Source organism: Rhodospirillales bacterium, from assembly GCA_014323865.1.
Lineage (GTDB): Bacteria > Pseudomonadota > Alphaproteobacteria > SP197 > SP197 > SP197.
Map to the genome: position 1 here is coordinate 83,948 of JACONG010000001.1, position 8,152 is coordinate 92,099.

Here is an 8,152-nt window from a genome sequence, read left to right on the forward strand (position 1 = left end):
CTGCGTGACGCCGAGCGCCAGAACACCGACCAACAGGTCGTCCTTGAAGCTGAGGCGCAGATACTTCGACCGCTCCGCATCGACCAGGACCGACTCGTCACCGCCCTCGGCACCGTCCCACAGGCCATAGGATGTCGAGATGAGGCCGAGGGTGTTGAGCGTGTTCATCACCAGACTGCCGGCATAGGCCCGGCGCTTGCCGGCCATGTTCATGGCGGCGATGCGGCCATGCTCGCTGGCGGTCGGCTGAATGGCGTGCACATCGTGCCCGCCGGTCATGAAGTCGAAGCCCGCGGCCACGTCGCCGGCGGCGTAGATGTCGGGGACGCTGGTCTCCATGTACTCGTTGATCAGCACGCCCGTGTCGGTCTCGAGGCCGCTGCCTTCGAGGAAGTCCATGTTGGATTTCACGCCGGTGGCGCAGACCACGAGATCGGCGTCGATCGAGTCCTTGCCTTCAAGGTCGAGCCTGAGCGTACTGTCACCGTTCCCGGAGACTCCGTTCACACGGGTCGAGACGTGGACGTCTACACCCTTGGCGCGGCACCAGTCGGCGATCATGTCGCCGCCGGTCTTGTCCATCATGCGGGCGACCATACGGTCGGCCATCTCGATGACGGTCAGGTTCACCTTACGGGCGACCAGCGCCTCAAGGATGATGCAGCCGATGAAGCCCGCACCCATCAGAACGACGTTGTCGCCTTCTTTCGCGTTCTCAATGATCCTGCGGGCATCCGCGAGCGTCCAGCAGGACATCACCTTGTCGAGGTCCATGCCGGGGATCGGCGGCCGAACCGGCGTGGCGCCGGTGGCAAGCAGGAGTTTATCGTAGCCCATCGAGCCGCCGCTCTCGAAGCTGAGCTGCTTGCCTGCGCTATCGATCGAGGCGACCCGCTCGTGCTTCACGTCGATGCCCAGACTGGCGAAATGGCCGTCGGTGTGGCGCAGATGGGTGCCGTCCTCCTCGATATCCTCGGCGAGGAGATAGGGGATCGCCATGCGCGAATAGGGCGGCTCGGGCTCGCCCGATATCATGGTGATGTTACCGCCGTGCCCCATGCGCGAGAGGGTTTCAGCAGCGATCACACCGGCCGGGCCGGCGCCTGCGACGACAAAACTCATGGTCCCAATCTCCCTACGTCTTCAGGGAGTCCGGACACTCCGGATGCCCGGAAGCGACCGGCTCCCATTGTCGTCCTGTGGCCGGACAGGCGGGTCTCGTCAGAGACCCAGTCGTGCCAGCGTCTCGTTGCTCGGCTTGCCGTCCTCGGTCCAACCACGCACCGAATAGTACTCGGGCATCATCTTGTCGAGTTCGGCAACCTTGCCTTCGGCACTGCCGCTGGGCGCAGGATCCTTGAGCATCCGATCCGGCAGCGTGTCGTCGGCAGCGGTCAGGCCGGCAGCCATGTTGAACATACGTTCAAGCGTCCAGGTCCGTTCACCGGACTCGATGCAACGCTCCAGGGTCCATTCACCCGGGAGAGCGGCGTCGAGCTGCTCGACGAAGTCCTCCGGACCCCAGCCCGATGTGGTGAAGAGGCAGAGGCCGGTGGAGTCGATCATCGACACCATGTCCTGGCTCTCCTTCACCGGAACCGCCTTGCCGTTGCCCGAGATGTCTTCCATGTCGGGGCCGAACACGTCGTGCTTGAGATGGCAGGCACCGCGGTTCGACGTTGCGTAACCGAGGCCCATGCCCTGCAACGCGCGGCTGTCGTAACCGGCGAACTCCATGCCCTTCACACCCATGAAGAGCTCGGGGTGGCCGTACTTTTCGCACAGACGCCTGGAACCCAGGCCGAGGATCTTGCCGAAGCCTTCACCCTTGCCGGTCTTCTCGGCGAACACCGCCAGCGCCTCGGCGCTGCCGAAGCTGCAGTCGATGCCGTCGGTGTCGTCCCTGGTGATGACACCCATCTCGAAGAGCTCCATGGCCGCCGCCAGCGTCACGCCGAACGAGATCGGATCCATGCCGTGCTCATTCATCATGAAGTTGGCGAAGGTCATGGCGTCGACGTCGTCGACACCGACCACCGGGCCGAAGCCGTAGGCCGTCTCGTACTCGAGGCCACCCGAGGCGTGGATATACTCCTTGCGGTTCACCACGGTGAAGTGCTCGGGATCGATATGCGCGATGCGCCCGCAGGCGATCGTGCAGCCGAAGCACGCCTTGTTGGTGATAAGGTTGACGTGGCCGTTCTCGTTGGGCGTGGTCGTCGCGGCCGGGTTGACCTTGTCGATGCCCTCGAACTGCACATCCTTGAAGTTGCGCGTCGGCAGACCGCCCCACTCCTGCATCATGTCGATCATGGGATGGGTGCCGCCCTCGGTCAGCTCCTGGCGACCGCTGGACTCGGCGAGCCTGGCGTGCGTGTTGCGCACGACCTCCATGAACCGCCTGGGATCGTCGACCGTGACGCCCCTGGTGCCATAGGCCGCGACCGCCTTGAGATTCTTCGAGCCCATGACGGCACCGACACCGCAGCGGCCGGCCGCACGGTGCAGATCGTTCACCACTGCCGAGAACAGGACGCCGTTCTCACCGGCCTGGCCGATCGAGGCGATCTTGAGCTGCGGGTTCTGGTGCCTGGACTTGATCCAATCCTCGGTGTTCCACACCGTGGTGCCCCAGATATCGTCGGCGGGCAGGATCTCGACGTTGTCGTCGTCGATGTGGATATAGACAGGCTTCCCGGCCTTGCCCTCGACAAGCAGCAGGTCGTAGCCCGCGAACTTGAGATAGGCACCGAACTTGCCGCCCGAGTTCGAATCACCGATGGCACCGGTCAGCGGGCTCTTGCAGATCACCGCGTAACGGCCGCTGGTCGAGGCCATGGTGCCGTTGAGCGGCCCGGTGGCGAAGATCAGCACATTGTCGGGACCCATGGCGTCGGCCTTGGGGTCCATGTTTTCCATCAGGTACTTGGTGCCGAGGCCACGCTCGCCGATGTAGGCGTTGGCCCACGCCATGTTGAGCGGTTCGGCCTTCGCGGTGCCCCTGGTCAGGTTGACGCGCAGGATTTGTCCTTGCCAAGACATATGTCGTTCTCCTCAGGTCCGCTCAGGCGATCGCGCCGAGCTTGTTGTCGGTCATCCGGGCCCACTGCTTCATGCGGTCGAGACCGGTCCAGGCCGCGTCGACATAGACGATCGCGTCGGTCGGGCAGGCTTCGGCGCACTTGGGATCGCCGTGGCAGAGGTCGCACTTGATGACCTTCCCGGTGTCGGGGTTGTAGTTCACGGTGCCGAACGGGCAGGCGATCGTGCACACCTTGCAGCCAACGCAGACGTCGTCGAGCACCTCGACCGCACCGGTCTCCGGGCTGCGCACCAGCGCCTCGACGGGACAGGCATGGAGACACCAGGCCTCGTCGCACTGCGTGCAGGTGTAAGGCACCGAGCGCTTGCCGTGCTCGAATTCAAAGATCTTGATCCGCGATCGTGCCGGGTTGAACGTGCCTTCGTGCTCGAACGAGCATGCCATCTCGCACTGAAGACAGCTGGTGCACTTGTCGGCATCGATCAGAAGCGATTTCTGCATCCTGGGCCCCTTTGTAGACTCTTTGTTGCCATCGAAAAGCGCACGGGGCTGCGTCCCCCCGAGCGCGTTGGCGACATCATAGTCAGCACAAATCGAAAAGTGTAAGGTTTTCCATAATTTGCGAGTCATTCCCAGTTGCAGTCAGTCAGATCGGCACCCAGTTCGCTTTTCTTGCGCTCCCAATCGGCCAGATTGAGTTCGACGATGCCGTATCGGGCGACCAGATCGTCGATCGTTCCGCCCTTGCCCTGATGCACCTGAACCGGCGCTCCCGGTGACGCCACGACCCTGCAGGCATCATCCGGATCGAGATGCGCGAACACCGCCCGTGCGCCCTCCGGACTGACGATATGAAGCAATCGTCCCCAACCGTGGGTGATGCTTCTGAGACCATAGAGTTCCATCGCTGTCTTCTGTCGTGTCCGGCGATCATGCGCAAGTCGCCAGGCCGTGCGGTTCGCAGACGCGATCGTTCGTACCATCGTTGCGGCGGCGGCATGGTCGTGTCGGGATTCGCAGGGCAGCGACTTCATGTTTGGCGATGGCGACCCTGGGGAGCCCGGCGATCCGTCCGGCCAGCGCCTGCGCTTGATTGCGCATCGCGCAGATGGAACGGGAGACGTGGGCGTCACTGAAAGACATGTCATCTCATCCCAGCCGCAGCGAAGCGCAGATCCGGGACCTCGACAGGCTCGCGTCACTCTCTCCAGGTCTCGGGGCGGCGGCCTGCGGCCCTTGTCCGGGATGACGCATCGGCAGCGAGCCTGGCTAACCCGGCAGCAGGGCGTCCTTCACCCAGATCTGGAAGGCGTGGACGCAGTGTTCGCTGTGGCCGGAGTCGCCGTGTTCGGCGAAGAGGCGACCCTGGTAGTAGCCCTTCGAGCGGATGCCGCGCTGGACACCTTCGTTGAGCCTCGCATCCTCGACGCCGAGGCCGTGGTTAAACCACTCCAGAGCGCCCCTGGTCGTGGGATCGTCGCCCTCGCCCGGCACGTTGTAGTAAGCGTTCTCGACCACGGATGTCTCGCCGCCCGTGGGCCGCATCAGGAAGGTCGAGACCATCTTCATGTGGGGCCAGTAATAGATGATCCAGTCGGGCCACAGGTAGAGCGTGATGAAGTAGCCGGTGCGGTCGCTCTGGCCCTCGGGCGGGAAGGGATAGACCCCGGTCCTGTTCTCACCCGGCGGCGAGATGATCGCGAACCAGTTGGGATGGATCTCGAGCCTGGTGCCCGCGAGATCGATAATGTCGCAAAGCTCCTTGTGGCACGGACCCGAGTTCGGAAAGTGGTAGCCCTCGATCGCGTTCTCGACCACGACCTTCCAGTTCGCCGCAATCTCGAAGTCCTTCCGGCTCGACGGGCGCACCTCGTGCACATCGGGGAACCACGTCATTACCTCGGCCTCGAAACCCGGTGCCCACTCGTGCAGGGGCCTGGCATCGGGATCGAGGTTGACGAAGACAAAGCCGCAGAACTCCTGCACACGGACCGGTGCCAGGCGGAAATCGGCCTTGTCGAAACCCTTCACGTTCTCGCAGTTGCGAGCCGTACGCAGCGCACCGTCGGCACCGTATGCCCAAGCGTGATAGGGGCAGGTGATGACCGCCTTGACGTTGCCCTTGCCCTGCAGCAACTCGTGCGCCCGGTGCTGGCAGACGTTGTAGAAGGCACGCAGCGTGCCGTCGCGGCCACGAATGGCGAACACTCCCTGACCGTGGATGTCCACCGTGGCGTAGTCGCCCGGATTGGCCAACTCACTGGCATGACACACCACACGCCACGACTTGTGGAAGATCTCCTCGATCTCCTTCTCGTAGACCTCCGGCTTGAAGTACCAGGGCGAGGGCAGCGTGAAGGTCGTCGTGGGATCGTCTGTGAGGTTCCCGACAGGAAACGATTCGAAGGCGGCCATATCTCTCCCCTGGATGGCGTGCCTGTTTGTTGAACGATCGTACAAGAAAAGCGGAGCCTGTGTGAAGACCCCCTCTTTTCGATATTCCCCCGGAGCTGACGTTCCCACGGAGGCCAGGGAACCGGAACGGCGAAGCCGCTACATCATCGCGCGCGCGGTCCAGCGATGGAAGCACCAGGACGGGCCTTCGAGCACGGGCGTGAAGACACCACCGTCGAAGCCGGGTGAGGCGCGGCCCATCTGCATGCCCTGGACAACATCGACATCCTCCTGAAAAACCTCGCGCCAGGTCTCGCGAACGGTCGCGCGCAGGTTGGCGTTGCCCGGCTGGGTCGGTTCGTCGCCGACATAGTAGATGTCGAAGGTCTCATGGCAGCGGTCCGGACCGTCAGGGAGGATGCGGATCGCCTTGAAGTGGTCGTAGTGAATGCCGAGCAGGACGTTCGGATAGAGCGCGACGTATTCGGCGCGGGTCTTCCAGTGCTCCGGCAGGTCCGGGAAACGCGGCAGGACGTGATCGCCGCGGTCGGGGTTGTAGACCAGGCTGACCTGACCCGAGTAGGTCGGCTCCTCGATGTTCTCGTGGTCCTCAAGCTTCGAATAGCTGTTGAGGCCCGGATGCACCATGGGCAGGTGATAGGCCTCGCAGAAGTTCTCGACCGCGAGCTTCCAGTTGGCCTTGAGGTCGAACAGCATGATCGAGTCCTCACCGCCGTGGCGGATGAGATTGCCGTCGAAAGCGGCCCAGCGCTGCGCGAGCGGTGCGATGTAGTCTTCGAAGGGTTCGGCATCGCCCGAGAGGTTGACGAAGACCTGATCGAACCACACCGCACTCCGGACCGGCTTGATGCCGAAAGCGTCCTTCGAGAAACCCTCGCACGCGTGCCTGCCGGTGCCGGCGATGTGCGGGGTCTGGCGCAGCTCGCCGCCGAAACCGAAGGCCCAGTTGTGATAGGGGCAGGTGATCAGGACGCCGGCGTTGCCCTTCTCGCTGACGAGCCTGGCACCGCGGTGCGGGCACGCGTTGTGGAAGACACGGACCTCACCGTCGCGGCCTCGGATGGCGAACAGCGGCACAGCGGCGAGATCAAGCGGAATCACGTCGCCGGGATTGGGGATGTAGGACGCCGCGGTCAGGCAGACCCAGTTGCGGGTCCAGAGCCGGGCGCGCTCCTCATCGTACCAGCTCGGCGAAACATAGGCCTCGGCCGGAAGCGGCCTGGCTGATCCGTACTCGGCATCGACGGACGACAGCACGGCGGGATCGAAGCCGCGCGCGGCGGGAAAGAGGGCGATACCAGACATGGCGGGCGCTCCGGCGGAGGATGGGAACACATCATGGCGGCGCAGGCGAGGCGTACTTGAGGCCGCTGTGCGGGCGTTGACCGAGAGGGGCATTGGCTATACGGCGAAGACCTGTCTTTCAGGCGCGGAGGTTCAGGGAGTTCGGTGGAGTTCGGTTCTTCCGCAACATCCTGCCCTGACCGGTCTTCGGGAGGCGGTCAGGAAGAACGAGGAAACGTGCAGGCGGCGGCAATGTCGCCTGCACGTCCCGGCTCACTGTACATCGTTCTGGACGGCGTAGAACTCTCCGCCTTCAATGTCACTGACAAGATATTCTCCACCCCCCCGGCGTCTTGACTCAACGGTTCCTGTCAGTGCTCCATGCACCAACAATGTTCCATTGTCATCGTACACCTTGCCTGCCAGATCGGCATCGTAATGATGACTATGGGCACCAAGATCAAGATAACCATCCAGGGTGCTGTTGATCGTCGTCCGATCGATCGTTCCACGACCTTCAAGAGTTCCAGGAATACCCCAACCGTTAGATTCCCGTACAAATTGGCTTGCCATTGTCGTGACCGTTCCTGCACCGAAATCGGCGTCGATTGTGAGGCTGCCAACGCCCTTATAAGGTGTACCACCATAACGGTAGGCAAAACCTATAGGCACACTGTAAAGATTGTCGACCTTGACATATCCTGTCAAGGTGCCTTTCCCATCCGGGAGAGCATCGGGTGCTGCAAGATGACCAGCATCCATCGCGGCACCAATCAAGGCAAGGTTATCGCGTTCCCTTGCAAAACGGCTGAAGTCCGAAGGAGGAGGAGAACCATACGATGGAAATGCAATTGTAGGAGGTGGCGGCGTGCCAAACCTGACGACCGAAACGGGCTTTTTGATCCCAGTCTGGATAGCGAAGAACTCACCATCTTCTATATCACTGGGAAGTCGCCGCCAACCATCAAACTTGGCACTACCGGGACGGTTCCACCCATTCTTATGGGTTCCGGTAACGCCTCCCCGTACCAGCAATCTCCCACGGTGATCGTACACCTTGCCTGCCATATCGGCATCGATGACGACCTCATAGATGCCGGTCTTACCACTCCCCTTGGGAACGTAGATCGTACCATCCAGGGTACTGCTGATTGTCGTTTCATCGATCGTTCCGCGACCCGTAAGAGCCCCGTTCATGGGAAGGCCCCCGACAGGTCTCTTCGGGTTGGAAACGATAAAATGGCGAAAACCGTTTACGGCTGTCGTGACCCTGCCTGCACCGAAATCGGCGTAGACCCTGAGATTGCCGACGATGTCACGATCATGGTCTTCGTCGACAGGATAGCCCATCCTGTAATATCCCTGCAAGACACCTTTCGCATCCGGGAGAGCATCCGGGGCTTCGAGACT

The 8,152-nt window shown here is 62.4% G+C and carries 7 protein-coding genes; all 7 read right to left on the reverse strand.

Translation table 11 applies throughout. The features are described 5' to 3' along the window. A partial coding sequence (locus tag GDA49_00405) for an NAD(P)/FAD-dependent oxidoreductase (GenBank protein ID MBC6438886.1) occupies window positions 1-1,122 on the reverse strand: 1,122 nt, incomplete at its 3' end. A 99-nt stretch (window positions 1,123-1,221) separates the two neighbouring features. Continuing rightward, complete coding sequence (locus tag GDA49_00410; GenBank protein MBC6438887.1) at window positions 1,222-3,042, reverse strand: aldehyde ferredoxin oxidoreductase family protein; 1,821 nt, start codon at window positions 3,040-3,042, stop codon at window positions 1,222-1,224. Between the two features lie 22 nt (window positions 3,043-3,064). Continuing rightward, window positions 3,065-3,544 (reverse strand): 4Fe-4S dicluster domain-containing protein, encoded by a 480-nt coding sequence (locus GDA49_00415; GenBank protein MBC6438888.1) that lies wholly within the window; start codon window positions 3,542-3,544, stop codon window positions 3,065-3,067. Window positions 3,545-3,669: 125 nt separating this feature from the next. After that, on the reverse strand, window positions 3,670-3,948 hold the full coding sequence (locus GDA49_00420) for a hypothetical protein (protein MBC6438889.1): 279 nt from the start codon (window positions 3,946-3,948) through the stop codon (window positions 3,670-3,672). A 364-nt stretch (window positions 3,949-4,312) separates the two neighbouring features. Then, window positions 4,313-5,458, reverse strand: coding sequence for an aromatic ring-hydroxylating dioxygenase subunit alpha (locus GDA49_00425; GenBank protein ID MBC6438890.1), 1,146 nt, complete (start codon window positions 5,456-5,458; stop codon window positions 4,313-4,315). A gap of 138 nt (window positions 5,459-5,596) precedes the next feature. After that, window positions 5,597-6,763: an aromatic ring-hydroxylating dioxygenase subunit alpha gene (locus GDA49_00430; protein ID MBC6438891.1), complete on the reverse strand. Its 1,167-nt coding sequence runs from the start codon at window positions 6,761-6,763 to the stop codon at window positions 5,597-5,599. 252 nt (window positions 6,764-7,015) lie between these two features. Beyond that, window positions 7,016-8,092, reverse strand: coding sequence for a hypothetical protein (locus GDA49_00435; GenBank protein ID MBC6438892.1), 1,077 nt, complete (start codon window positions 8,090-8,092; stop codon window positions 7,016-7,018). Window positions 8,093-8,152 lie beyond the last annotated feature (60 nt).